The 24548-nt window shown below is 69.0% G+C and carries 27 protein-coding genes; 18 read left to right on the top strand and 9 right to left on the bottom strand.

The genetic code is table 11. From position 1 onward, the window contains the following. The first annotated feature begins 18 nt into the window (after positions 1-18). The 3 genes from ACFQQC_RS09380 to ACFQQC_RS09390 all read left to right on the top strand — a co-directional run bounded on the left by ACFQQC_RS09380 (position 19) and on the right by ACFQQC_RS09390 (position 1165). A complete protein-coding gene (locus tag ACFQQC_RS09380; RefSeq protein WP_376861927.1) occupies positions 19-213 on the top strand; it encodes a hypothetical protein in 195 nt (64 codons plus the stop codon). Positions 214-216: 3 nt separating this feature from the next. Continuing rightward, on the top strand, positions 217-624 hold the full coding sequence (locus ACFQQC_RS09385; protein ID WP_376861930.1) for a DUF1801 domain-containing protein: 408 nt from the start codon (positions 217-219) through the stop codon (positions 622-624). A gap of 160 nt (positions 625-784) precedes the next feature. Beyond that, the gene (locus tag ACFQQC_RS09390) at positions 785-1165 is read left to right on the top strand and encodes a hypothetical protein (protein WP_376861933.1); all 381 of its coding nucleotides are present in this window, start codon (positions 785-787) and stop codon (positions 1163-1165) included. A gap of 20 nt (positions 1166-1185) precedes the next feature. Here the strand turns inward: ACFQQC_RS09390 and ACFQQC_RS09395 are convergent, their stop codons facing one another. After that, a complete protein-coding gene (locus ACFQQC_RS09395) occupies positions 1186-1329 on the bottom strand; it encodes a hypothetical protein (RefSeq protein WP_376861936.1) in 144 nt (47 codons plus the stop codon). Positions 1330-1511: 182 nt separating this feature from the next. Here ACFQQC_RS09395 and ACFQQC_RS09400 point away from each other — a divergent pair, with 182 nt between their 5' ends. The 6 genes from ACFQQC_RS09400 (at position 1512) to ACFQQC_RS09425 (ending at position 7321) form a co-directional block, all read left to right on the top strand. Then, positions 1512-3155 (top strand): peptide chain release factor 3, encoded by a 1644-nt coding sequence (locus ACFQQC_RS09400; protein WP_376861938.1) that lies wholly within the window; start codon positions 1512-1514, stop codon positions 3153-3155. A gap of 68 nt (positions 3156-3223) precedes the next feature. Then, positions 3224-3352 carry a hypothetical protein gene (locus ACFQQC_RS09405; RefSeq protein WP_376861940.1) on the top strand — a complete coding sequence of 43 codons (129 nt, stop codon included), beginning with the start codon at positions 3224-3226 and terminating at the stop codon, positions 3350-3352. Positions 3353-3433: 81 nt separating this feature from the next. Beyond that, entirely contained in the window at positions 3434-4951 is a 1518-nt protein-coding gene (locus ACFQQC_RS09410; protein ID WP_376861942.1) for a tetratricopeptide repeat protein, read from the top strand. Between the two features lie 81 nt (positions 4952-5032). Then, on the top strand, positions 5033-5377 hold the full coding sequence (locus ACFQQC_RS09415; protein WP_376861944.1) for a hypothetical protein: 345 nt from the start codon (positions 5033-5035) through the stop codon (positions 5375-5377). Positions 5378-5447: 70 nt separating this feature from the next. Then, positions 5448-5978, top strand: a complete 531-nt coding sequence (locus tag ACFQQC_RS09420) for a YbjN domain-containing protein (protein WP_376861946.1) — start codon at positions 5448-5450, stop codon at positions 5976-5978. Positions 5979-6082: 104 nt separating this feature from the next. Beyond that, entirely contained in the window at positions 6083-7321 is a 1239-nt protein-coding gene (locus ACFQQC_RS09425; RefSeq protein WP_376861948.1) for a hypothetical protein, read from the top strand. Here ACFQQC_RS09425 and cysQ read toward each other — a convergent pair. Beyond that, on the bottom strand, positions 7318-8103 hold the full coding sequence (gene cysQ / locus ACFQQC_RS09430; protein ID WP_376861950.1) for a 3'(2'),5'-bisphosphate nucleotidase CysQ: 786 nt from the start codon (positions 8101-8103) through the stop codon (positions 7318-7320). The genes ACFQQC_RS09425 and cysQ overlap by 4 nt on opposite strands. An 88-nt stretch (positions 8104-8191) precedes the next feature. On the opposite strand from cysQ, the gene chpT reads away from it, so the two are divergent. From chpT to ACFQQC_RS09450, 4 genes are all read left to right on the top strand, one after another. Next, entirely contained in the window at positions 8192-8848 is a 657-nt protein-coding gene (gene chpT / locus ACFQQC_RS09435) for a histidine phosphotransferase ChpT (protein ID WP_376861953.1), read from the top strand. 104 nt (positions 8849-8952) lie between these two features. Continuing rightward, positions 8953-9324: a PleD family two-component system response regulator gene (locus tag ACFQQC_RS09440; RefSeq protein WP_376861956.1), complete on the top strand. Its 372-nt coding sequence runs from the start codon at positions 8953-8955 to the stop codon at positions 9322-9324. Between the two features lie 4 nt (positions 9325-9328). After that, a complete protein-coding gene (locus ACFQQC_RS09445; protein ID WP_376861958.1) occupies positions 9329-10144 on the top strand; it encodes a CheR family methyltransferase in 816 nt (271 codons plus the stop codon). 64 nt (positions 10145-10208) lie between these two features. Next, positions 10209-12107: a M20/M25/M40 family metallo-hydrolase gene (locus tag ACFQQC_RS09450; RefSeq protein ID WP_376861961.1), complete on the top strand. Its 1899-nt coding sequence runs from the start codon at positions 10209-10211 to the stop codon at positions 12105-12107. Positions 12108-12111: 4 nt separating this feature from the next. On the opposite strand, the gene ACFQQC_RS09455 is transcribed toward ACFQQC_RS09450, so the two are convergent. After that, the gene (locus ACFQQC_RS09455; protein WP_376861964.1) at positions 12112-13101 is read right to left on the bottom strand and encodes a hypothetical protein; all 990 of its coding nucleotides are present in this window, start codon (positions 13099-13101) and stop codon (positions 12112-12114) included. Between the two features lie 249 nt (positions 13102-13350). On the opposite strand from ACFQQC_RS09455, the gene recA reads away from it, so the two are divergent. Then, a complete protein-coding gene (recA, locus tag ACFQQC_RS09460) occupies positions 13351-14430 on the top strand; it encodes a recombinase RecA (RefSeq protein ID WP_376861967.1) in 1080 nt (359 codons plus the stop codon). A 233-nt stretch (positions 14431-14663) separates the two neighbouring features. On the opposite strand, the gene ACFQQC_RS09465 is transcribed toward recA, so the two are convergent. Then, positions 14664-14960, bottom strand: coding sequence for a hypothetical protein (locus ACFQQC_RS09465; protein WP_376861969.1), 297 nt, complete (start codon positions 14958-14960; stop codon positions 14664-14666). Between the two features lie 179 nt (positions 14961-15139). On the opposite strand from ACFQQC_RS09465, the gene ACFQQC_RS09470 reads away from it, so the two are divergent. Beyond that, on the top strand, positions 15140-15334 hold the full coding sequence (locus tag ACFQQC_RS09470) for a hypothetical protein (protein ID WP_376861971.1): 195 nt from the start codon (positions 15140-15142) through the stop codon (positions 15332-15334). Here the strand turns inward: ACFQQC_RS09470 and ACFQQC_RS09475 are convergent. After that, positions 15304-15480, bottom strand: coding sequence for a hypothetical protein (locus ACFQQC_RS09475; protein ID WP_376861973.1), 177 nt, complete (start codon positions 15478-15480; stop codon positions 15304-15306). The genes ACFQQC_RS09470 and ACFQQC_RS09475 overlap by 31 nt on opposite strands. A 183-nt stretch (positions 15481-15663) precedes the next feature. Between ACFQQC_RS09475 and alaS the strand changes: the two genes are divergently transcribed. Then, positions 15664-18312 carry an alanine--tRNA ligase gene (alaS, locus tag ACFQQC_RS09480; RefSeq protein WP_376861976.1) on the top strand — a complete coding sequence of 883 codons (2649 nt, stop codon included), beginning with the start codon at positions 15664-15666 and terminating at the stop codon, positions 18310-18312. On the opposite strand, the gene ACFQQC_RS09485 is transcribed toward alaS, so the two are convergent. The 3 genes from ACFQQC_RS09485 to ACFQQC_RS09495 form a co-directional block, all read right to left on the bottom strand. Further along, a complete protein-coding gene (locus ACFQQC_RS09485; protein WP_376861979.1) occupies positions 18309-18863 on the bottom strand; it encodes a DUF2939 domain-containing protein in 555 nt (184 codons plus the stop codon). The genes alaS and ACFQQC_RS09485 overlap by 4 nt on opposite strands. A 78-nt stretch (positions 18864-18941) precedes the next feature. Then, positions 18942-19538, bottom strand: coding sequence for a DUF2939 domain-containing protein (locus ACFQQC_RS09490; RefSeq protein WP_376861981.1), 597 nt, complete (start codon positions 19536-19538; stop codon positions 18942-18944). 194 nt (positions 19539-19732) lie between these two features. After that, positions 19733-20947 (bottom strand): NADP-dependent isocitrate dehydrogenase, encoded by a 1215-nt coding sequence (locus ACFQQC_RS09495; protein ID WP_376861984.1) that lies wholly within the window; start codon positions 20945-20947, stop codon positions 19733-19735. 335 nt (positions 20948-21282) lie between these two features. Here ACFQQC_RS09495 and ACFQQC_RS09500 point away from each other — a divergent pair, with 335 nt between their 5' ends. Next, the gene (locus ACFQQC_RS09500; protein WP_376861986.1) at positions 21283-21492 is read left to right on the top strand and encodes a DUF2945 domain-containing protein; all 210 of its coding nucleotides are present in this window, start codon (positions 21283-21285) and stop codon (positions 21490-21492) included. A 19-nt stretch (positions 21493-21511) separates the two neighbouring features. Further along, on the top strand, positions 21512-22672 hold the full coding sequence (locus ACFQQC_RS09505) for a DUF1176 domain-containing protein (protein ID WP_376861987.1): 1161 nt from the start codon (positions 21512-21514) through the stop codon (positions 22670-22672). A gap of 10 nt (positions 22673-22682) precedes the next feature. Here ACFQQC_RS09505 and ACFQQC_RS09510 read toward each other — a convergent pair whose 3' ends face one another. Next, positions 22683-24521 (bottom strand): DUF885 domain-containing protein, encoded by a 1839-nt coding sequence (locus ACFQQC_RS09510; protein ID WP_376861990.1) that lies wholly within the window; start codon positions 24519-24521, stop codon positions 22683-22685. Positions 24522-24548 lie beyond the last annotated feature (27 nt).

Here is a 24548-nt window from a genome sequence, read left to right on the forward strand (position 1 = left end):
CCGGAAAGGAACCTGCTGATGACCGCCCTCGCCCGTCAGTGCCACCGCTGGCTCGCCCTCATCTTCACCGGCGCCGTCCTTCTGAACGTGGGCGCTCTGGTCCTGCAGATCGACGCCCTCTGGCTTGGCTTCGTCGCGCTCATTCCGCTGATCCTGATGATGATCACCGGCCTGTGCCTGTTCGTCGCGCCCTATATGCGTCGGAAGGACTGAACGATGGACGGCAAGCCTGTGCTCCTCTCCGGCGGCAACCCCCAGATCGCCAAAGGCTCCGGCGACGCCCCGGTGGCCGCCTATATCGACGCCGTTCCGGGATGGAAGCAGGACATCTGCCGCCGCCTGGACTCCGTCATCGTCGAGGCCGTGCCCAGCGTGAAGAAGGCAGTGAAGTGGAACTCTCCCTTCTATGGCCATCAGGAGGGGGCGTGGTTCACCTCGATGCATTGCTACGAACGTTATGTCCGGGTCACCTTCTTCCAGGGCGACCTGATGGAGCCGAAGCCGTCTGGCCCCTCGAAGGTCGGCGCGGTCCGGTATCACGATATCCGCGAAGGGGCGTTCGACCGGGGCCAGTTGCTGGACTGGATGAAGCAGGCGGCGGACCTGCCTCCTGTAAAAGCCTGACGAGTGGACACGGGCTGGCGCAAACATGCCCACCCACTCGTTAACGCCCGCCCGGATCGTCGCAAATCCTTAACCGCGTTCGCACACGGAACCTCAAGCGCCCCGCTCTAGGGTCACATCAACGGGCCGGACGAGCCCGATGTGATGGTGGGTGTTCCGGATGCTGTTTCTTCTGAACGACGTGGTGTTCGACCTGGACGAGGCCTGCCCGGTCACGGCCGGCGATGCGCGCCGTTTCGAAGCGCTGGAGCTGGACTATGTGCTGGAACTCGGCTGCGAGCTGTTCGCCGAGGACCCGCTGCTGCACCATAACGACCCGCAGCGCGCGCGCCGGCTCGCCTGGCTGATCCACGACCGTTCGCCGGACGTGAACGCCGCCCTGTTCGCCGCGCCCGAGGCCGGCTGCAATCCCGATCTGGTCGAGCCGCAGTTCTGCGCCCTGCCGACGCCGGTGATGCGGCAGCTGCAGAACCGCGCCACCAAGGGCAAGCTGGACGCCGTGGCGGCCGACAAGGCCGTCTGGATGCGACTGGCCGCCTGAGCCGGTCTCCGGTCTGTCAGTCAGACCAGCGTATTGAAGATGATGTGCACGATGGTCGCGCCGAGCGCGATCACGCCGAAGCCGAGCGCGAGGCAGAGCGCCGGATGCGGGCCGCCTTCGCGCGGCGCCGGGCGGTGGTCGTCGATGGGGTGATGCAGGGCCATGTCCGTTCCTTCGTTTCCAAAGGCGGGGCCCGATTGCGTGACCGGACCGTCTCGCCTGACTGAACAATGATCCCATTATCCCTTCGTTGCCAAGGGGTATTCACTTTCGGTGACAGACCAACCCGCCCGAAACCCTGTGATCGGGTGACTTTCGGCCCGCGCCGCGCTAGGTCGCGCGTCCAATGTCCAAGCTCTCCTTGCCCGAAGAAGCCGGTCGTCGCCGGACCTTCGCCATCATCGCCCACCCGGACGCCGGTAAAACGACGCTGACGGAGCATATCCTGCTGTCCGGCGGCGCGATCCGCGCGGCGGGCGCGGTGCGGGCGCGCGGTGAGAACCGCCGCACCCAGTCCGACTGGATGAAGATCGAGAAGGAGCGCGGCATCTCCGTCTCGGCGTCGGTCATGACGTTCGAGCACGACGGCAAGATGTTCAACCTGCTGGACACCCCCGGGCACGAGGACTTCTCGGAAGACACCTATCGCACCCTGACCGCCGCCGACTGCGCCATCATGGTGCTGGACGCCGCCAAGGGCATCGAGCCGCAGACGCTGAAGCTGTTCGAGGTCTGCCGCCTGCGCGACATTCCGATCATCACCTTCATCAACAAGCTGGACCGCGAGGCGCAGGACCCGATGGCCCTGCTGGACGAGATCGCGTCCCGCCTGCAGCTGGACCCCGCCCCGATCTGGTGGCCCGCCGAGAGCGGCAACCGCCTGCGCGGCATGGTCGAGATGGGCACGGGCCGGTTCCAGCCCTATGCGAAGAAGCCCTCCGGCTCGAAGGAAGACGTCCCCCACCCCGACGCCCTGCCGCTGGCCGACGCCGGGCAGTATTTCGAGGCAGGCGAGCACGAGGCCCTGCTGGAAGCGCAGGAACTGGTCGAGGCCGGCTATCCGGCGTTCAACATCCAGTCCTTCCTGGAAGGCCATATGACGCCGGTGCTGTGGGGCTCGGCCCTGCGCCACTTCGGCATTGACGAACTGCTGAAGGCCATCGGCGACTTGGCCCCGGCGCCCAAGATCATGAAGGCTCAGAAGGCCGCGCCGCCCGAGACTCGCAACGCCCCCGCCCCGGTCGACCTGACCGTCGAGCCGGGCTCGACCGAGGTCACCGGCTTCGTGTTCAAGGTCCAGGCGAACATGGACCCCAACCACCGCGACCGCATCGCCATGTTCCGCATGGCCTCGGGCAGCTTCAAGCGCGGCATGAAGCTGAAGGTCCAGAACACCGGCAAACAGCTGTCGGTGAACGCTCCCATCATGTTCTTCGCCTCGGACCGTGAACTGGCCGAGGACGCCTTCGCCGGCGACGTGATCGGCATTCCGAACCACGGCGTCCTGCGCGTCGGCGACAGCCTGTCCGAAAGCGGCCTGATCCGCTTCGCCGGCCTGCCGAACTTCGCCCCGGAAATCCTGCAGCGCGTCCGCGTGAAGGACCCGCTGAAGGCCAAGCACCTGAAGAAGGCGCTGGAAGGCCTGGCCGAGGAAGGCGTGACCCAGCTGTTCCGCCCGGAACTGGGTTCGGACTTCATCGTCGGCGCCGTCGGCCAGCTGCAGTTCGAGGTCATGGCCGACCGTCTGGGCGAGGAGTACGGGCTGGACGTCATCTTCGAGCCCAGCCCCTACGCCGAGGCGCGCTGGATCGGTCCCGCGGGCGAAGGCACGAAGGCCGACATCGAGGACTTCATGGGCAAATACCGCCCGCAGATGGCCACCGACATCGACAGCGACCCGGTCTTCCTGGCCAAGTCGAGCTGGGAGACCGGCTACGTCGGCGAACGCTTCCCGAAAGTGGCCTTCACGAAGACGAAGGAACGGGGCTGACCGCCCGGGCGGCCCGTCCCTCCAAGACAGTCCTCGACGCGACCACGACCGTCCCCCTACATGACCGCATGAAAACCTCGACCCAGGACCGGCTGTTAACGATCGTGCTGATGATCGGCGCGGCGGCGGGGGCCATCTCCGCGATCAGCATCCTGATCGGGTTCGCCATCGCCCTTGCAGGCGTCTTCGTCGGGTGACGCAGACGGGAGCGTCATCTTTCGTCAGGTTGTCATCCGCGCCCAGCATATAGTCTGGGTTATCTGCGGGGGAGATGCGTGATGAGGAACGTCGTGAGACGGGTCGCCTGGCTGGCCGGAGCGGTGCTGCTTCTGGCCCTGTCCGCGCCACAGGCGGCGCTGGCGGACTGGCGGCGCGCGGAGACCGCCCACTTCATCGTCTACAGCAACGGCTCGGAGCGGAACCTGCGCGACTACTCCGCCCGGCTGGAGCGGTTCGACGCCCTGCTGCGGCATGTCACCAGCGGCCCGACCCACGTTGAGGGCCTGCGCAAGCTGCCGGTCTATCTGGTCGAGAACGGGCGTGAGCTGCGGGTGGTCCAGCCGGACCTGCCCGAAGGCGTCGACGGCTTCTATCGCGCCAGTTCGGCCGACATTCGCGCCATCCTGATCCGGGGACGGCGGGATGACCTGCTGCTGCACGAATACACCCACCACTACATGTCCCAGACTTCGCCCGGCAGCTATCCGGGCTGGTTCCGCGAGGGCTATGCCGAGTATTTCGCCACCGCGACCGTGGACGCGCGCGGCCGGTCGACGGTCGGCCTGCCCGATCCGGGACGCCTGCGGACGCTTCAGGAACAGCGCTGGCTGCCGCTGGATGCGCTGCTGACCGCCTCGCCGATGGCGCTTGAGGGACGGGGCCAGCGCGGCGCCTTCTATTCCCAGGCCTGGCTTCTGACCCACTATCTGATGTCCAGCCCGGAGCGGCAGCAAAGGCTGGCGGCCTATCTGCTGGACCTGCGGGGCGGGGCCGATCCGGTCGAGGCCTTCCTGACCCGGATGGACACCACGCCCGAGTCCTTCGCCCGGGAGCTGCGCGCCTATATGGACCGGGGACTGCGATACGCCGAGCTGACCATGCCGGCTCTGGATCCGGCGGTCGCCGTCACCGCGATGCCGGACAGCGCCGACGACGTCATGCTGATCGGCCTGTATATCCGCGAACGGCGGCCCGGCAGCGAGAACCCCGCGGTTCTGGCCGAGGCGCGCGCCGCCGTCGCCCGGCATCCCGGGGACGCCCTGGCCCTGACCGTGCTGGCCAATGCCGAGATGACCCTTGGCGATCCGGCGGCGGCGGAGCCGATCCTGCAACAGGTGCTGGCGCTGGAGCCCGCCAATGTGGAGGCGCTGCTGATGGCGGCCCGCCTGCGGATCGCAGCAGCCGAACAGGCGCAGGACCAGGAACAGATGTTCGCCGTCTATCGCGAGGCGCAGGCGCTGTTGAGGCACGGCTTCGCGGCGGACCCGACCGACTATCGCATCCTGGCCGAGCTGGCCGAGATCCGTCGGAACGGCTCCGATTATCCGACCGAGAATGATCTGGCCACCTGGCGTCTGGCCGTCGAACACGCGCCACAGGTGCTCAATCTGCGTGGACAGGCGGCCGAGGGGATGATCGCGGCGGGACGCTATGACGAGGCGGAGGCCTATCTGCTGCCGATCGCAAACGATCCTCACGGCGGGCGCAATACCGACCGGGCGCGGGACCGGCTGGCGGTGATCCAGGCCCGGCGCAGCGCGGGCGGGGAAACCGCCAACAGCCCGGCCACGCCCTGATCGCCGCACGGCCTTCCTTCTGTCACGCGGCCATGGTTCTCTGCGTCGGAGAAACGGCCGGGGCGTGCCGTGGAGGATTCAATGTCGCTGGCGGCCTTCCTGGCCATTCTGTCCCTGTCGGGCGCGCAAGCCGCGTCCGGCCAGCCCCTGCCCTATGAGGGCATGGTGCGCTGCGCGGGGCTGACCCAGGCGGCGTCGGAGCTGGAAGGCGGCGAGAGCGGCGAGGGCCGCGCCCTGTATGACGCCGCCCTCTACTGGTCGCTGACCACGACCCAGGCGGCCGCCGCCATGGGGCGCAACGCCTCCGTGGCCGAGGGCGAACAGACCCGCGCCCGCATCCGCGCGGTGCGCGAACTCAGCGCCGGGGACGCCGACGCCCGTGCCGAACTGCAACGGTGTCGCGCCAGAACGCCCAGCCTCGGTTGAACAGCGTTGTCGGTTCGCGTGACTACGGGCTAGCGTCTCCCGACGCTTGAAACCCCGGGGGAAATGCCGAGTGCGACTGCTTCTGACCACCCTTCTGTCGCTCGGCCTGGCCACGGCCCTGTCCACGACCGCGCCGGCGACCCCGGCGGCGGCCCAGGTCGCGCGCATCGAGCGGGCGCAGGTCTATCGTTCCATCCTGCCGTCGGAGATGGCCACCCTGCTGAACGGCTCCGGCTACGCCCGGGTCGAGAAGGCCGGGGCCAATGTCTTCAATATCGAGACCCGCGAGGGCTTCCTCTTCTCGGTCGAGATGGCCGCCTGTGACGTCGAGAACGACACCGCCGGCTGCTTCGGCATCATCTTCTATTCCACCTGGGAACTGGAGCCGAGCGACCGGTCCAAGGTCTCGACCATGGTGACCAAGTTCAACGACGACTACCGCATCGGCAAGGCCTTCCTGCTGGAGAACAGCATCTACGCCGAACGCTATGTCACCACCGACGGCGGCGTGACGCAGGACCACATCCGGGAGGAAGCCGAAACCTTCCTGGCGATGATGGACCACTTCGGCGAGCGCCTGCGGGAGGCCGTCGGAAACTGATCATCTGAAACCGGAGCGAACTTCCGCCGCGGCGCTGCGTTTGCTGGTGAAGCCCCGGGGATCATTCATCCGTCCCGAAGCGGGACGGACCCGGAGTGGCGTGCATGTTCGAATTCGGCCGCGATCTGAGGAAGCTTTTCGAGAAGGCTCGTGAAAGCGAGGATCTCGGCTGGCTGGAGCTGGTCGGCGCGGAGCTGGTCCAGTCAGAGGCCCGGCGCGAAGGCATCGACGCGGGCCGGGTGTCGGCGCTCCGTCCGTTCGACAACTGGATGCGCTGCTCGACCCTGTGGCGCGAGCACGCCCGTCGCACCGGCAGCCGCGCCAGTCTGGACCGCGCCGCCTCGGCCGCGTCCGACGCCGCCCGCCACACGACCAGCCCGGACCAGACTGCCGCCGTCGCCATCGAATCCGCCGCCATCCACCTGCTGCGTTTCGACCTGTTCGGCGGGCCGGCCGCGCTGACCGCCGCCCTGTCCGACATCCAGAGCCTGAGCTGCGAGCGCGGCGCCACCCGCTCGGCCGCGGCCGCCCTGCACGCCCGCCTCTCCGCCCGCAAGGCGCGGCTGAGCGAGGAGACCAATGCCCTGCTGGACGCCGGCGCCCTGCTGGACGCCGCCCTGCATGACGCCCGCAGCCTGCCGCCGACCGTCGCCGACGAACTGCGTCTGGACCGCGCCGCCCTGTCGCTGGAGGCCGGAGTGCGGCGCCGTGACGCCCGCATGCTGGATCAGGCCGGGCGTGACCTGCGCGCCCTCGTCGAGACCGCCGCGCCGGACCAGCGCCCGCTGACCCGCGCCCGCGCCCTGGCGCTGGCCGGGGCCGGCATGGCCGCCCTCGCCGCCCTGGCGAAGGATGATCTGGCCGCCGCCCAGGGCCGCGCCCTGTTCGACGCCGCCGCCGACCAGTTCACCCCCGACCACAGCCCGCTGGACTGGGCCGCCGTCCTGCTGGCCGGCGTCGGCGGCGACACGCCCCTGCTGATGCTGGCCCAGGCCGAAGCCCTGACCCGCGAGCCCGGACTGCTGCTGGGCGCCCTCGTGCGCGAGCGCCGCCTGTCGGCGGAAGTCGCCCTGTCCGAAGCGCTGGGCGATGTGCAAGCGCTGAACGCTCTGGAGGCCGTGGTGCGACGCCGCCTGACCGGCGTGGATCGTGGCCAGCCGCTGGACTGGGCCGCCGACCAGATCGGCATGGCGCAGTTGTTCATGGCCCGGAGCCGCCTGACCGGCGTGGCGCGGCGGTCGGTCGGCCTGATGCTGGCCGAGGCGATGGAGACGGCGCGCGAGATGGGCGCTCCGGCCCTCTCGGACCGGGCCCTGCTGGCCCTGCCGGACGCGCGCGTCTAGCCGCCCAGCGCCACGAAGCCGCCGTTGGCGTGGCCGGGCTTGCCGTAGCGCAGGCGTTCGCCGTCCTCGGCCAGCACCCGTCCGCCCGCGGCTTCCAGCACCGCCTGTCCCGCCGCCGTGTCCCATTCCGAGGTCGGGCCGATGCGCGGATAGGCGTCAAACCGCCCCTCGGCGATCAGGCAGAATTTCAGCGACGAATCCGTGCCCTGCCACTGCAGGCAGCCGTAGCGCGAGGCCAGCCGATCCGCCTCGTCGTCGGTCAGGCTGTGGCTCATGAGGGCCGTCGGCGACGCCGGACGCTCCCGCACCTGTATCGGCGTCCAGGCCTCGCCGAAGCGACGCCGGAAGGCGCCCTTGCCCGGCGCGCCGCTGCGCCAGGTGATGCCCGTCGCGGGGGTCGAGACCACACCGGCGACCGGAGCGTCCCTGTGGATCAGGGCGATGTTGACCGTGTAGCTCTCGCGCCCCTCGACGAAGCCGCGCGTGCCGTCCAGCGGGTCAATCAGCCAGAACCATTCATTCAACGAGGCCGGCACGCCATGGGCGGCCACCGCCTCCTCGGCCACGGCCTGCACCTCGGGATAGAGGGCGGCCAGCCGCTCGAGGATCAGGGCTTCGGCCTCGCGGTCGGCGCGGGTGACGGGGCTGTCGTCGGCCTTGGTCTCGGCGACGACGCCGTTGCGCCAGTAGGGCAGGATCACCGCCGCCGCGGCCTCGGCGATGTCGGCCAGGGTCTCGGCCAGCGCGCCGGACGCCAGATCCTCGGTCAATCGTATGCTCATTGACGATCCGATAGAGCATCCGGGCGGTTTGAAGAACCGGCAAATCAGGTCAGCCTTGGGGATACTCGCCTGATCTTTTCCGGACCCGATGACCGATTCTGCGCCCAGCCCCGTCCTGCCTGACGGACAAGCCCTCGCCACCCTCGTCGCCGGCAAGCTGTGCCACGACTTCATCAGCCCGGCGGGCGCGATCAGCTCGGGTCTGGACCTGCTGAAGGATCCGACGGCCCAGGACATGCGCGACGACGCCATGGGCCTGATCGAGGCCAGCGCGAAGAAGATGATCGCCCTGGTGAATTTCGCCCGCGTGGCCTTCGGCGCCGCGACCTCGGCGGAGCGGTTCTCCAGCGGCGAACTGCACGATCTGGTGGCGGGTCTGACCGAGGGCGGTCGGGCGACCCTGAACTGGGCGGTCAGCGAGGGGACCTGGTCCAAGCCGCAGGCGCGGGCGATGGTCAATCTGGCCTATCTGACCATGGCCGCCCTGCCGTCCGGCGGCGTGGCCACCATTCGCACCCATGTCGCCAGCGACGGGATCGTGATCGAAGGCGCCGCAGAGGGCGCGCGGGCGCGTCTGAAGGGCGAGGCCGTGTCCGGTCTGGCGGGCCAGCCGCTGGCCGAGGGCCTGCCGGGCCAGTGGATCCAGCCCTACTGGCTGTGGCTGACGGTGCATGACTCCGGCGGCGCGCTGGACGTGCAGGTCGAGGAGGGCCGTGTCGCCCTCGTCGCCCGCATGCCTAACTGACCTTTAAGCCGGTTTCCCAAGGACTCGTTAACCGGCTCAAAGCGATCATAGAGGATACGGAACACGCGGGCGTTGTCGCCCGCCTTCACCCGCAGGATGTGCGCTTGACCCCCAGGACCTGTCTGATCGTCGACGACAGCCGGATCATCCGGAAGGTCGCGCGGCGCATCGTCGAGGGCCTCGGCTTCGAGGTCGATGAGGCCGCCGACGGTTCGGAGGCCCTGGCCTTCTGCGCCGGGGTGATGCCCGAGGTGATCCTGCTGGACTGGTCCATGCCTGTCATGGACGGCCTGACCTTCCTGCGCCGCCTGCGCACCCTGCCCGGCGGGGCGGCGCCCAAGGTGCTGTTCTGCACCATCGAGACCCGCGCCGACCGTATCGCCGAGGCCCTGTCCGCCGGCGCCGACGACTATGTGATGAAGCCGTTCGACGGCGAGATCCTGACCTCGAAATTCGCTGAAGTGGGGGCCGTCTGACCCCATGTCGCCGGAAGACTTCGATCGCCTGCAGTCGCTGATGGCCTCGCGCGCGGGGTTCCGGCTGACGCGCGACCGGATCAAGCTGGCCGAGCATCGTCTGGGCCCGGTGGCCCGGCGCGAGGGGTTCGACACCGTCGACGCCATGCTGGCCTCGCTGTGGGCCAAGCCGGTGGCGACCCTGGGCTGGGCGATCATCGAGGCCCTGCTGAACCCCGAGACCTGGTTCCGCCGCGACCGGCCGACCTTCGACACCCTGGGCGATGAACTGCTGCCGGCCCTCAGCCGCGCCCGCAGCGGCCAGCCCGTGCGCGTCTGGTCCGCAGGCTGCTCGACGGGTCAGGAGGCCCTGTCCATCGCCATGACCGCGCTGGACGCCGGCGCCGCCGTCGAGATCGTCGGCACCGACCTGTCGCAACGCGCGCTGGAGAAGGCCCGCACCGGCGCCTATACCGGCTTCGAGATCCAGCGTGGCCTCAAGGCCGAGACCATGCTGCGCTGGTTCGACCAGACCGACGAGGCGTGGATCGCCAAGCCCCAGCTGCGCGCCGCCGTCCACTTCGCCCGCGCCAACCTGCTGGACGGACCGACGGACGACCACCGCTTCGACGTCATCTTCTGCCGCAATGTGCTGGATGACGTGGACCCGGCCCGGCGCTCGCAGGTGCTGGACAATCTGGAGCGCCGCCTGGTCGATGACGGGGTGCTGTTCCTGGGGCCCGACGAACGGATTGACGGCGACAGCATCGCCTTCCGCGCCGTCTCGGGTCGTCGCGGCCTGTTCGTGAAGGCCCCCTCGGCGCTGCGCCGCGCGGCCTGATCCCTCTTCGCTAATCGCGCCGGATAGCCTAGCGTCTCTCCCATCGGATCAGGGGAGCGTGTTCATGCGGCTGTGGTGGCTGATCGGATCGCTGGCGGTCGCGCTGGCGATCGGCGTGCTGACGCTCCAGGTTCCCCGCCCCGCCGGGACGGACGCGGCGCGGACGGACTTCTCCACCGCCCGCGCCATGGCCGATATCCAGGTCATCGCGCAACAGCCCCACCCCGTCGGCTCGCCCGAACATGCGCGGGTGCAGGCCTGGCTGATCCAGCGGATGAGCGCGCTGGGCCTGCAGGTCTCGACCCAGACCGGGCCGCTGTCGCCCCGCGCCATCCGTCGGCTGTCGGCGGAGGGCGGTGATCCCGCGGCGGCCGACTTCAGCGTCACCAATCTGATCGGCGTCCTGCCCGGCCGGAACCCCGCCCTGCCCGCCGTCGCCGTGATGGCCCACTATGACACCACGCCCCACTCGCCGGGCGCGGCGGACGATTCCACCGGCGTGGCGGCGGCGCTGGAAGCAGTGCGGGCCATCCGCGCGCGCGGACCGGCAGAGCGGACACTGGTCGTCGTGCTGACCGACGGCGAGGAGCTGAACCTGGACGGCGCCCGCGTCTTCTGGAGCGACCATATCCTGCGCGACCGCATCGGGGCCGTGATCAATCTGGAGGCGCGCGGCGGCGGCGGCCGGGCCATGATGTTCGAGACCGGACGCGGCAATGCGCAGACCGTCGCCCTGTTCGGAGACGCCGCCGTGCGGGCGACCGGAGGCGTGACCTCAAACTCGCTGGCGGTCTTTGTCTATCGGGTCATGCCCAACGGCACCGACTTCACCATCCCGGCCCGGCGTGGCGTGCAGGGGATGAATTTCGCCTTCATCGGCCGCCCCGAACAGTATCACGCCCCCGCTTCCACGCCGGACGCGCTGGACCAGGGCAGCGTCCAGCACATCGGCGCCCAGGCGCTGGAGACCGTCGACGCCCTGCTGCGCGCCGACGCCCTGCCGGAGGCCACTTCGGATGTGGTCTATGGCGATGTCTTCGGACAGTTCGTCGTTCACTATCCGCCGGTCCTCGGCTGGCTGCTGTGGGGCGTCGCCGCCGGACTGCTGGGCGTGGCCGCCGCCCTCGCCCGCAAGCGCGCAGGCCTGACCGCCGCCGAGGTCGGGCGGGGCATGATCGACGGCCTGTGGGTTCTGACCGCCGGTCTGGTGCTGACCCATGCGGTGCGACTGGCGGGCGGTCCCCTGTCGTCCCGCGCCGAAAGCGCCGACGCCTACTACACCCTGCTGGCCCGCCTGCCCTGGCTCGAGGCGGGCGTGGCGCTGGCGGTGCTGGCCCTGCTGCTGGCGGTGCTGGGCGGCCGGGCCAGACCGGACCGCCGGGTGACGGCCGGCGCCCTGACGGCCCTGACCCTGCTGCCCACCTTCCATCTGATCACCGGCGACTTCAGCGTCCCGACGATCGTCGCCACCGCCGCCGGCGTGATCGCCATCGGCCTGTCGCTGGCCCCGCAGTGGGCGGCGCGCACGGTCTGGGGCGGCTGGACCGGGCTGATCGCCCTGGTGCTGGTGCTGGCCGCGACGGCCCAGGCGGCGGCGCCCGAGACCGCCTTCCTGTTCCAGTGGCCCGCCCTGCTGGCGGCCGGAGCCGCGGCCGCGGCGGCGGCGCTCAACCCCGGACTGACCCGGCCCGCCGCCCTCGCCCCCGTCGCCGTGGCGGCGGCGATCGGCGGCGGCTGGCTGATCGCCCTGGCCCATCCGGTCTTCCTCGGCATCGGCATGGACCTGCCGGGCGCCCTGATCCTGCTGGGCCTGCCGGGCCTGATGCTGATCCGCCCCCTCAGCCCCGAACGGGGCGTCGCGCGGCGAGTGCTGATGGTGGCGCTGGCGATCCTCGTGCTCGGCGCGGGCGTGTCCGGCTACGCCCGGATCGCCGAGCCCGTCGTCATCGCCTCGACCCACTGAGGCGTCAGCCCTGCTGGCTGCGTACCGCCTCGACCACGGCGGCGTTGTAGCCCCGGTAGGCGTCGCGCACGAGGCCTTCCCAGACCGGGACGTCGATGACGACCGCGTCGCCGCGCGCCCGCTGGATGGCGCGATAGCTGTCGTCGATCGTGTCCGAGAAGCTGGGGCCCGCGCGCACCGCCGCCCCGCCCTGCACCAGATCGGCGAACCGGGTCGGCGAGAAGACGCTGTCCCGCACGCGGAACACGCCCGGCGTACCCATGCCCATGCGGGCCGGCTTCACCGCGCTGACCTGGGATTCCGCCAGCAGGCCGAAGGCGACATTGCCGCTGACCGAAGCCGCCCCGCCGAACAGGCCGGGCCGGGCCGCGTCCATCCGTGCGAAATCCAGCACCAGCGAGGGCGCCAGCGCCGCCTTGCCCTGCATCTCCGGTCGGCGGTTCAGCGGGTTCAGCGCACTGATGGCGCCGATCTGGCCCAGCCCCGGACCGCGCATGACACCGCGCAGGGCCTCCAGCGCGGGCGCCGCGTCCGGCCCGAAGGTCGCCCAGCCCCGCTTCAGGCCGGCGCCGATGGTGATGCCCGGCCCGATCCCCGCGATCTCCTGATTGCCCGGCAGCTCTTCCAGCCCGGCCTCACGCGTCATGGTCCGCGTCTCCTCGACCGGCATCAGGGCCAGTCCCGCCGCCTCCATCTGCGCGCGCAGGTCCGCGTAGGCCTCATTGGTCAGACGGCGCATCAGGGCCTGATCCGGGCCCTCCATCACCATGGCCAGCCGCGTTCGGGCGGTGATGCTGGCCACCGAGGTCGCCTGCTGCGAGGTGACGAAATTCAGGTGATAGGTCGCGATGGCGAAGCCGTCCGCGCGCAGCAGGCCACGATGCTGGCCGGTCATCCGGACGGCAAAGGCCTCCGCACGGGCGGTGAAAGGCAGGGCGGCGGCGGTTCCGAGCGCCAGTGCGCCCAGTCCGAGCCCGCGACGGGTCATGGTCATGGTTCAGCTCCCTCAGCATTGAAAGAACACTGTCATTTCGGATGCGGGAGAGGGAGTGACGGAAGCTGATTGATGAACGGATGCGTCATTTTTGGTCGTATGAAACCGGAACTTCACACGGACAGAATGAGAACATCTTGTGAACCGGAACAAAACGTGTCCATAGTCCGCCTCACACAACGAGGGGGCGGGTCCGTGGCGGGTCTCTCCCGAAACCAGATGGGAATCATGGCAAGGGAGACGAAGGCAATGTCACAGGCGGCTCTGAAGTTGGTAGGCAAGGAAGACGGCGACAAGCAACGCGCTCTGGAGGCGGCGATCGCGCAGATCGATCGCGCCTTCGGCAAGGGCTCGGTGATGAAACTCGGCAAGGCCGGGCAGGTCGCGGAGATTGAAAGCGTCTCGACCGGTTCGCTGGGTCTGGACATGGCGCTCGGCATCGGCGGTCTGCCGGTCGGCCGGGTGATCGAGGTCTTCGGACCGGAATCCTCCGGCAAGACGACCCTGGCCCTGCACACCGTCGCGGAAGTGCAGAAGAAGGGCGGCGTGGCCGCCTTCGTCGACGCCGAACACGCGCTGGACCCGGTCTATGCCCAGAAGCTGGGCGTGAACCTGGACGACCTGCTGGTGTCGCAGCCCGACACGGGCGAGCAGGCGCTGGAGATCGTCGATACGCTGGTGCGTTCGGGCGCCGTGGACATCGTGGTGGTCGACTCGGTCGCCGCCCTGACGCCGCGCGCCGAAATCGAGGGCGAGATGGGCGACAGCCTGCCCGGCCTGCAGGCCCGCCTGATGTCGCAGGCTCTGCGCAAGCTGACGGCCTCGATCAACAAGTCGAAATGCATCGTCCTGTTCATCAACCAGATCCGTCACAAGATCGGGGTGATGTACGGCTCGCCGGAAACCACAACCGGCGGCAATGCGCTGAAATTCTACGCCTCGGTCCGTCTGGACATCCGCCGCACCGGCGCGATCAAGGACCGCGACGAAGTCGTCGGCAACACCACCCGGGTGAAGGTGGTCAAGAACAAGGTCGCCCCGCCGTTCCGCGAGGTCATCTTCGACATCATGTACGGCGAAGGCATCTCCAAGCTGGGCGAGGTCATCGACCTGGGTGTGAAGGCCGGCATCATCGAGAAGTCGGGATCGTGGTTCAGCTATGACTCGACCCGTATCGGTCAGGGGCGCGAGAACGTCCGCGCCTTCCTCAAGGCCAACCCCGACGTCGCCGCCTCCATCGAGAAGGCCGTCCGCTCGTCGACCAACAAGATCGCCGACGACATGCTGGGCACGCCCGAGCCCGACGAAGGCCAGGACCTCGAGGGCTGAAGTCAGGGAAACCTGACAAAAGTGCACGATGTGCACTCGAAAAAAGATCGAGTGCACATTTCACCGAACCTTCTCCGGCCGGGTCCGTCGACCCGCCATCCGACCCCGCCGGGCCGAGCCGGACGGAGCGGCCGCTCGACTCCCCGCCGGGGTCGGGCGGCCTTTTTTCTTCCGCCCGAACGAAACAGGGCGGCCCTTCCGGACCGCCCTGCAAGACCATCAGGCCGAAAGGCTCACCAGTCCGGCGGCAGCCACGGCCCCATGCCCGAACAGACATAGGCCGGGGTCTCGTCATAGTAGGGCGTCGGGATGTAGGGCTTCTGCACCCAGACATGGCCGCCGATCCCGCTGACGCAGTTGTCCCAGGCGTAGCCCAGCACCTCGGTCTTCTCGGCGTCGGCGTAATAGACGTAGGAGTAGGCGATCAGGCTCGGGTCATAGGACTGCACCAGCGCGACAGCCGGGCCGACGGCGACAGTCGTCGCCAGACCCGCTGCGATGGCGACAGCGAACCGTTTCATTCTGTTCATTGCACCCTCCAGACTGTGGAAACTGCTCCACGGAGGCAGCAAAGCCGGACTCTCCTTAGAAGCGAACTCAAGAAAGCGTTACCACTCTGGATAGCCTTGCGATCCCCCCGTCCACGAACCCTTTCAGAGTTGGGGCGTAGTCTCGTCGCCCCCCTTTTCGGGACAGACAAGGATCGCTGATGACCCGTCCCCGCCGCCCCCTGCTGACCATGATCGCCCTGTTGCTGCTGGTCCTCTTCCTGGGCCTGTTCATCGGCTACCGCATCGGCGCCGACCGGGCCCGGCGCGACAATGCGATCGACCAGTCCATCCGGCCGGAGGTGGCCGGCCTGTCCCTTCCCGCCTACGGCACCCGCTCCAGCGCGGCGTCATAGAGCCGGCGGGCGTTGTCCAGCGCGGTCCTCGCCTCCTCCCGCTCCTCGGGCTTGTCCAGCCGCCGTCGCAGGCTGTGGTGCGCGGCCTGCACCGCCTCCAGCGCCCGGTCCCACTCCACATAGACGGGGTCATTGTAGTCGATCATGGCGTCTCTCCCTTCTGTCGTTGAGGGAGAAGAACGACCCGACGCGGTTTCCGGTCGTGCGGCCAATCCCCGCGCCGCGTCCAGCCCCCGGAGACCCCGCAATGGCGAAGGACTGATGCGCTCGGCTTCAAACCCCTATATGACGCCTCTTCCGCTATTTTCCCGCAGTTCTGACGACCGACCATGGCCAGCCTGAAACAGATCCGCTCGACCTTCCTCGACTACTTCGCGGCCGACGGCCACGAGAAGGTCCACTCGGCTCCGCTGGTGCCGCAGAACGACCCGACGCTGATGTTCGTCAACGCGGGCATGGTGCCGTTCAAGGACTATTTCACCGGCGCCGCCACCCCGCCCTTCCCGCGCGCCACCAGCTCGCAGAAATGCGTGCGCGCCGGCGGCAAGCACAACGATCTGGACAACGTCGGCTACACGGCCCGGCACCTGACCTTCTTCGAGATGCTCGGGAATTTCAGCTTCGGCGACTATTTCAAGGAACACGCCATCGACCGCGCCTGGTCGCTGGTGACGAAGGACTTCGGCCTCTCGCCCGACCGGCTGATGGTCACCGTCTACATCGACGACGACGAGGCCTTCGACATCTGGAAGAAGGTCACCGGCTTCCCGGACCACAAGATCGTCCGCATCGCCGGCAGCGACAATTTCTGGGCCATGGGCGACAGCGGTCCCTGCGGTCCCTGCACCGAGATCTTCTACGACTACGGCGAACACGTCCCCGGCGGCCCTCCCGGCTCGCCCGATGAGGACGGCGACCGGTTCGTGGAGATCTGGAACAACGTCTTCATGCAGTTCGAGAAAGAGAACGACCAGATCGTTCGCAGCCTTCCGAAGCCGTCGGTCGACACCGGCATGGGTCTGGAGCGCATCGCCAGCGTGCTGCAGGGCAAGAACTCGGTGTTCGACACCGACCTGTTCCAGACCCTGATCGCGGCGTCGGAAGACGCCACCTCGACGAAGTCGGACGAGGCCCACGCCTCGAGCCACAAGGTCATCGCCGACCACCTGCGCTCGTCGTCCTTCCTGATCGCCGACGGCGTGACGCCGTCGAACGAAGGCCGCGGCTATGTCCTGCGCCGCATCATGCGCCGCGCCATGCGCCACGCCCACCTTCTGGGCGCCAACGATCCGCTGATGCACCGTCTGGTGCCGACGCTGGTGTCGGAAATGGGCGAGGCCTATCCCGAGCTGAAGCGCGCCCAGCCCTTCATCGAGGACACGCTGAAGCAGGAAGAGATCCGCTTCCGCACCACCCTGTCCAAGGGCATGGCCCTGTTCGACACGGCGGTGCAGGGCTTCAACCCCGGCGACATGCTGGACGGCCAGACCGCCTTCACCCTGTCGGACACCTACGGCTTCCCGCTGGATCTGACGCAGGATGAGGCCCGTCGCCGCGGCTATTCGGTCAATGTCGACGGCTTCCAGGCCGCCATGGCCGAGCAGCGCCAGCGCTCGCGCGAGAACTGGAAGGGCTCGGGCCAGACCGCCAACGCCGGCGAATGGCTGGCCGTGCGCGACCGTCTGGGGCCGACGGTCTTCACCGGCTATGACAACATCGAAGGCTCGGGCGAGGTCCTGGCCATCATGAAGAGCGGCGCCCCGGTGGACTCGGCCGAGGCCGGCGACATCGTCGAGGTCCTGTTCGACACCACCCCCTTCTATGCCGAGAGCGGTGGTCAGGCCGGCGATCACGGGACCTTCGAATGGCCCGGCGGTGAAGCCGAGGTCATCGACGTCAAGAAGCACGCCGGCGACCTGCACGTCCTGTCGGCCCAGATCACGGCGGGCAAGCTGGAGATCGGCGCCCGCGCGGCCCAACTGGTCGATGCCGACAAGCGCACCACGACCCGCGCCAACCACTCGGCCGCCCACCTGCTGCACACGGCGCTGAAGAATGTGCTGGGCCCGCAGGTCGCGCAGAAGGGCCAGCTGGTCGATTCCGAGCGCGCCCGCTTCGACTTCAGCCACGCCGCCCCGGTCACCGAGGACGAGCTGGCCGCCATCGAGGCCGAGGTGAACGCGGTCATCCGCCAGAATGTCCCGGCCGAGACCAAGCTGATGGCCCCGCAGGAGGCCATCGAGGCCGGCGCCATCGCCCTGTTCGGCGAGAAGTACGGCGACGAGGTCCGCGTCCTGACGCTGGGCCGTTCGCTGGTGTCGGACAACGCCCCCTACTCCGTCGAACTGTGCGGCGGCACCCATGTGGCCCGCACCGGCGACATCGGCCTGTTCAAGGTCATCCAGGAAACCGGCGTGGCCTCGGGCGTGCGCCGGATCGAGGCCCTGACCGGCGAGGCCGCGCGCCTGTATCTGGAAGGTCAGGCCGGGGTGGCCCGCAAGCTGGCCCGCGACTTCAAGGTCCAGACCGGTGATGTCACCGGTCGCGTCGAAGGCCTGCAGACCTCGGTCAAGGCGCTGGAGAAGCAGGTCGCCGAGCTGAAGAAGCAGCTGGCGCTGGGCGGCGGTTCGGGCGCGAGCGCGGCCCCGGAAGAGATCAACGGCGTCAAGCTGATCGCCCGCGTCCTGGACGGCGTGGACGGCAAGGGCCTGCGCGGCGTGGCCGAGGACTTCCGCAAACAGGTCGGTTCGGGCGTCGTCGCCCTGATCGGCGTGACGGACGGCAAGGCGGCGGTCACCGTCGCCGCGACCTCGGACATCGTCGGCAAGGTCAATGCGGCTGATCTGGCCCGCGCGGCGGTGCTGGCGATGGGCGGTCAGGGCGCGGGCGGCAAGCCCGACTTCGCCCAGGGCGGCGCCCCGGACGGCTCCAAGGCCGAAGAGGGCCTCGCGGCGGTGCGGGCGGCGCTGGGGGCTTAAGCCCCCTCCGCTTGCAGATCGACCGCGGCCAGCTTCCAGGTTAACAGGCCGCGGCGCTCCAGGATCAGGGCCAGATGCTGGTCCGGGTGGTCGCGGTCCGTCAGGGTCACGGCGAAATGGTTCAGGTCGCGGTAGCCCCACGCCTGATGGATGTCCTTGTCATCCTTCGCGTCGCCCGGCTCGGGAGACGCGGGGCGGGTCGGATCGGGCGCCTCGGCCGTGGTGACCATCTGGGCCAGAACCTGAGGCGTCACCACCGTGTCGATCGCCCCGTCGAGGATCATCGGCGCCAGCATCATGCCCAGCGCGCCCAGCCCTCGCTCGGCCAGACGCGGGTCATTGCCCACGCGCCGGGTCAGCTCCTGATTCAGCTCTTCCTTCATGCTGTCGCGCAGGGCCGGGAAATCGACCAGCTGTTCCAGCTTCGCGGCGTCTCCGGCCTTGGCCGCGCGGATCAGCGCCTGACCGGCGAAGATGGGCGCCGCGGCCCAGGCGATGGCGAACAGCGCCACCGCCGCCAGCCCGAAGCCGGTCAGCAGTTTCTTTGACATCGAACCTTCCCTCTGGCGTCGTAACGCCTCCCCACCGCCACGGTTGCCCAAGTCCGGGAGGGACGCCAGCAGAAATGGTCAGCCGCCGTTCTTCGAAGGCGGGGCCGTGACCGTGCGGGCCGGGGCCGTCGGAGCCGCCGGCGACACCCCTTCGGGCAGGCCGATGTGCACCAGTCGCCAGTCATAGGGACCGCGCCGCTCGAAGGTGAAGATGGTCTTCGACCCGCCCTCGTCCGTCACCGCCAGACGGGCGCGATTGACGCCCCAGAAGACCGGCGAGGGGAAGGGCTCGTCGCGCTCACCCTCGGACGGGGTGGTGGTGCGCTGGGAAGCGTACCGTCCCTCGGCCCGGGTCAGGGCGCCGACGGCGGCGGGGGTCAGGTAGGCGTCCGGCGTCGGGCCGAGCGCGGGGACGGCCTGCTCGAACTGCCGACGCACGGCGCCCAGCGGATCCTCGAGGAAGGATGGCGCAGGGGCCTGGGCGGCCGGATTGCCCGTAAGCTGCGGCCGCAGCGACTGGCGCACGGCGCTGTAGTCGATCAGCCGCGACAGAGCGGCCGCATCATTGGCGTCCGCCGCCGACCGGATGGCGAAGAAGGCCACGCCCGGAGCGATGACAAACGCGATCGCCGCCAGGACGACCAGCACCAGAACAAGCCTGCCGATCAGTTTCACGCCCGCACTCCGTTGAGGGGGCCAGCTATGCACGAAGCCCCCGCCCACTCAAACAGAAGGCCCGCCGGACGCGAATCCGGCGGGCCTTTCCTTTTGGGCCGCGGTCAGAAGGCTCCGCCTTCTCGACCCGACGCGGCCTGGCGCTTACGCGCTCAAGCAGCGAGCGACCGCGTCGCGAGCGTTAGCGCCCCGACTTAAGCCGCCAGTTCCTTGGTCAGGTTCTCGGCGACCTTGTCCAGGAAGCCTTCGGTCGACAGCCACGACTGGGTGTCGCCGACCAGCAGGGCCAGGTCCTTGGTCATGAAGCCGGCCTCGACGGTGTCGACGACGACCTTCTCGAGGGTGTCGGCGAACCGGTCCAGCTCGGCGTTGCCGTCCAGCTTGGCGCGGTGCTTGAAGCCACGGGTCCAGGCGAAGATCGAGGCGATCGAGTTGGTCGAGGTGGCCTCGCCCTTCTGGTGCTGACGGTAGTGACGGGTCACGGTGCCGTGGGCGGCTTCCGTCTCCAGCACCTTCCCGTCCGGGGTCATCAGGACCGAGGTCATCAGGCCCAGCGAACCGAAGCCCTGCGCCACGATGTCCGACTGCACGTCGCCGTCGTAGTTCTTGCACGCCCAGACGAAGCCGCCCGACCACTTGATCGCGGCCGCGACCATGTCGTCGATCAGACGGTGTTCATAGGTCAGGCCGCGGGCCTTGAACTCGGCGGCGTAGTGCTCGTCGAAGACGGCCTGGAAGATGTCCTTGAAGCGGCCGTCGTAGGCTTTCAGGATGGTGTTCTTGGTCGACAGATAGACCGGGTAGTTGCGCTGCAGGCCGTAGGCGAACGAGGCGTGAGCGAACTCGGTGATCGAGGCGTCCAGGTTGTACATGCCCATGGCGACGCCGGCGCCCGGCGACTTGAAGACCTCGTGCTCGATCACTTCGCCGTCTTCACCGACGAACTTGATCGACAGGGTGCCCTTGCCCGGCATCAGGAAGTCGGTGGCCTTGTACTGGTCGCCGAAGGCGTGACGGCCGACGACGATCGGCTGGGTCCAGCCCGGCACCAGACGCGGCACGTTCGAGCAGATGATCGGCTCGCGGAAGACGACGCCGCCCAGGATGTTGCGGATGGTGCCGTTCGGCGACTTCCACATCTTCTTCAGGCCGAACTCCTTCACCCGGGCTTCGTCCGGGGTGATGGTGGCGCACTTCACGCCGACGCCGTGCTTCTGGATGGCGTGGGCCGCGTCGATGGTCACCTGGTCGTCGGTGGCGTCGCGGTGCTCCATGCCCAGATCGTAGTAGTCCAGTTCCAGGTCCAGGAACGGGAAGACCAGCTTGTCCTTGATCATCTGCCAGATGATGCGGGTCATTTCGTCGCCGTCGATGTCGACGATGGGGTTCTCGACCTTGATCTTGGCCATGCGGATGCTGCCTCTGCCTTTGGGGATATGAAGGGTTGGGCGGGGGTATAGCCCCCTCGCGCCGGGGCGCAAAGCCCGACCGGTCGTCGCGCATCTGATCGCTGTTTACCTTGCCTCGAAAAAGTCTTTCACGGCCAAGCTGAACGTCCGGTCGCCGACAGTCGTTGGCCATGGAGTGAATAAGCGTAACGAGACCGTGGGGCGTATGACCGATGACCTGGAGAAGCTCACCGAGCAATGGATTCTCACCTTCTGCGAGGCCCCGGTTCTGGTCGATCCGGAACTGATGCGGCGCGTGCTCGCTGACTATGAGCGCGACCTCAGGGAGAGGAAGAATGGCGGACAAGCTGAAGGCCGGAGATCGGGTAGAGTGGCGGCACAGCCAGGGGACCAGCACCGGCAAGGTCGTGCGCAAGGTGACGAAGCCGATGCACATCAAGGACCACAAGGTCGCCGCCTCGGTGGAAAATCCGGAGTACATCGTCGAGAGTTCGAAGACCGGCGCCCGGGCCGCGCACAAGCCCGAAGGCCTGCGGAAGACCTGATCCTTAAGGGGGATATTCCATGCGAATGATGCTGGCCGCCTCGCTGGCGGCGCTCACGCTCGGCGCCTGCGGGCAACAGGGCGGCGACAAGACCGAAGCGCCGGGCGCACAGGCGCCCGCTCCGGCGCCGACAGGGACGCCCGGAGCCGCAACGCCTGCGAACGGACCGACGATGCAGAGCGAGGTGCGCCAGTTCCGCGACTGGCATGCGGTCTGCGACAACGGCAATCTCTGCGTCGCCTACAGCGGCTCGGACGCGACCAGTTGGATCCGCATCACCCGTGAGCCGGGCCCCACCGCGGACGCCCCCTGCATCGGCTTCGGCCTCGGCTTTGTCGGCCATGACGAGTCGCCGGGCGCCGTTACGCTCTCGGCGGACAACCGGCGCATCCTGCGCACACAGGGGGTCGACGGGCTGTATTGCGCCGATGGACTTGCCGGTTCGCCGGTCGAGGGGCTGATCGCCGCCGCCGACGCCAACACCCTGACGCTGGAGGGCGGCGGGCAGAAGGGCGTGGTCCCGGCCTCGGGCCTGAAGGCAGCCCTGTTGTGGATCGACGAGCGGCAGGGGCGACTGAACACCACCACGGCGCTGGTCCGGCGCGGAACCGGGACGGCCGTGCCGCCGGCGCCCGCCCTGCCCCGCGTCGTTCCGGCCCCGGCCATCTCGCAGGCCGGTTTTGAAGGCGCCGCCGATCCGCTCGAGGGCACGCCCCGAGGACTGAAGCTCCCGGCCGCGCTCGAGGCGCTGGACGAGGTGAAGGCCTGTCGGGCCGAGGGCAATCCGACGCTCAACCAGGCGATCCTCGCCGCGCGGCTGGATCAGTCGACGGTGCTGTGGGGCGTGCCCTGCGGCAGCGGCGCCTACAACGCCACCTATGTGCTGTATCTGGCCCGTCCCGACGGCTCGGGCGTGCGCGCGGCGGACCTGCCTGAACGCACGGCCCGCACCGAGGGCGACATCGGCGGGCAGGACCAGTGGCTGGTGAACCCCTTCTATGACGCCGAACGCCGGACCCTGACGGTCTTCCCGCGCGGCCGCGGCCTGGGTGACTGCGGCACCATCACCACCTGGACCTGGACCACCGGCGGCTTCGTCCTGTCGGAGCAACGGACGATGGCCGACTGCTGGGGCATGAACGCCGACCTGTGGCCGACGACCTGGCGGACGCGGAGCTGAGGCCGGCCGGTCAGGCCAGCCGCGCCGCCGTCCACTGATCGACCACCCGGCCCAGCACCTCCAGCGGCATGGCCCCGCCGTCCAGAACGGCGGAGTGGAAGCTCTTGATGTCGAACCGGTCGCCGGTGCGTTCCTTCGCCACCATGCGCAGGCGGTCGATCTCGGTGTGGCCGATCTTGTAGCCGCAGGCCTGACCCGGCCAGACGCAGTAGCGCTCGCACTCGCTCTCCGCCGCGCCGGGCGCGAGGCCGACGGTCTCGATCATATAGGCGATGGCCTGCTCGCGGCTCCAGCCGAGGGCATGGATGCCGGTGTCGATGACGATGCGGGCGGCGCGGTACAGGAACGACTGGTGGTAGCCGAGGCGGCCTTCGGGGAAGGCGTCGTACATGCCCAGCTCATCGGCCAGCTGTTCGGCATAGAGGCCCCAGCCCTCGCCATAGGCGTTGAAGCCCATCGACTTGAGCAGCAGGGGCGTGTCCGTCGCCTCCAGCGCAAGCGCGCCCTGCAGGTGATGGCCCGGCAGGCTCTCGTGATAGGTCAGGGTCGGCAGTGACCAGCGCGGCCAGATCGCCGTGTCGATCAGGTTGATGTAGTAGGCGCCCGGCCGTGAGCCATCCAGCGACGGGCTCTGGGCATAGCCGCGGGGCGACCCCAGCTCGACCGGCACCCGGCGCACCTCGACGCGGGCGCGGGGCAGACGTTCGAACATCTCGGGCAGGCGCGCCTCGACGGCGACGACCTGCCGGTTGAGGTCGGCCAGCAGGGCGGCGCGGCCCTCGTCCGTGTTCGGATACTGATAGTCCGGATCCTTGCCGAACGCGGTCAGGCGCGCGCCGACGGAGCCCTCGGTATAGCCCCGTGCGCGCAGCAGCGGACCGGCCAGGGCCTCGATCTGCGCCACCTGCTCCAGCCCGACCTGATGCGCCTCGCGGGGGCTGAGGCCGGTCGAGGTCTGGAAGCGGAGACAGAGCTCATAATAGGCCTGCCCGCCCGGACGGGCGCCGATGCCGGCGTCATGCACGGCGCGCGGCAACAGGCTTTCCATCTGCGCGATCTGGGCGTCGAGAGCGGCGGCGACGGGGCCGTCCACCAGGGCGACGGCGCGACCGGACCAGTCGCCCGCGACCTGCGCCTCGGCGGTCTTGCGCACCAGCGACTGCACGAGCGGCGCGCCCTGCCCCGTCTGACCGCGCAGGGCGCGCAGTTGGACCAGGGTCTTGTGGATGATGAAGTCCGGCGGAATGAGACCGTGTTCGTCGGCGTCCTTCGCCACGCGGGCGGTCTCGTGGTTCATCCCCTCGGCGAAGCTGTTCAGGCGCGCCAGATAGGCCTCCGCATCAGCAGCGGTCTCGACCGTGTGCTGGCTGTCGAGGAAGTCCGGAACCGCCTGATACAGGCCGGTCAGCTGGCTGACGACATAGGGGCAGGGATAGCCGTAGCTGTCGACGCCGCCGAACGGGAAGGCGTCGATCTCGGCCGCGCGGTCGGCCATCCAGACGACGGTGTCATAGTCCGAGCGGTCGCGACCGCTGAGCCCCGTCGCATCGACGGCGGCCAGGGCGGAGCGGGCCTCCACCATCGGCTTGAAGGTGTTCAGACGATCCGCATAGGCCCGGCTGTCCAGCAGGGATTTGAGGGCGACGTTCTCGCCGGTGTCGAGCCCGAGGCTGGTGGCGCCCATCGGCGAGGCGCGGAGCCCGCCTTCGAAGATGCGATCATAGAGGCCGCGGGCCGCCGTGCGGGCGGGACTGTCCTGCGCGGGCGCCGCGACGCGGGCGACGGCGGGCATGGCGAGCAGGCCAAGCCCTGCGGCGGTGGATCCCAGCAGGCGGCGGCGATTGATCATCTGACTTCCCCGAAACAGGCCTCCACC

The organism is Brevundimonas sp. GCM10030266, from assembly GCF_042666595.1.
Classification (GTDB): domain Bacteria; phylum Pseudomonadota; class Alphaproteobacteria; order Caulobacterales; family Caulobacteraceae; genus Brevundimonas.